Source organism: Bacillus sp. AFS001701 (assembly GCF_002559405.1).
Lineage (GTDB): Bacteria > Bacillota > Bacilli > Bacillales > Bacillaceae_G > Gottfriedia.
The window spans coordinates 1-724 of record NZ_NTZO01000277.1 but is presented as its reverse complement, the minus strand read 5'-3'; the positions used below and the strand labels follow the sequence as shown (position 1 = coordinate 724).

The following is a 724-nucleotide window of genomic DNA, read 5'->3' as shown; positions in this document are numbered from 1 at the left end:
AGCATAAACATAATAAGTACAAAAAAAGTGGAACTCTAATTCATTGGTTTTATTAAATAAAAAAATTACGATAACTTAACTTTACGAACTACTTGGATCTTGACGTGTTTAGGTATATCACCTTTAATCGTCACTTCTCCATTCGAAAGAGCAATTTTTGCTCCCCATCCATTTTTGAATTTTTTAATTTTTACTCGAAGTAATCTTATTTCCACCTGACCTAATCCAGATTTGTTTTTTACTTCTAATTCTGGTGTTTTTGCATTACCAATATTATGTAGAAGTAGTTTTACTCTAATTAGAGGTTCTTCATCGCTTTTTACGATTACATATGCGTTTCCTTGTTCATCCTCTTTAAATTGGTCGTAGGTTACTGAAAAACCTTTTGTACTTAAGTAAATTTCTCCATCATCATTTACTTTGTAAACTGGTGAAAACATATGTCTCTTCTCCTTGCCGTCTATTCTTAATTATGTAAAATAAAGAAAACTTCGATTGACCAGCCTTTTAGGCGAAGTCAGAGACGTAGTGTAATTGCCTACTACGCTCTCGTACTCATCATCATAGTGAAATAAAAAATTGACGATGAAATAATTGGGATTATTTTTACGTCAATTCTAATTTTAGTATGGCTTAACTATTAAAAAATGTTCTTTCCAATATTTAATATGTTTTAAATATTAATTTTAGTACATCAGACAGATTATTCTAGTTTAGTAAAAAT

The 724-nt window shown here is 29.4% G+C and carries 1 protein-coding gene; it reads right to left on the bottom strand.

Annotated elements, in window-relative coordinates:
• Positions 1-65: 65 nt before the first annotated feature.
• Entirely contained in the window at positions 66-440 is a 375-nt protein-coding gene (locus tag CN514_RS17630; RefSeq protein ID WP_056471423.1) for a hypothetical protein, read from the bottom strand.
• Between the last annotated feature and the right edge of the window lie 284 nt (positions 441-724).

What these genes read in the sequence shown, in the direction of transcription:
- CN514_RS17630 (WP_056471423.1), bottom strand. Translation starts at nt 440, where the DNA reads ATGTTTTCACCAGTTTACAAAGTAAATGATGATGGAGAAATTTACTTA.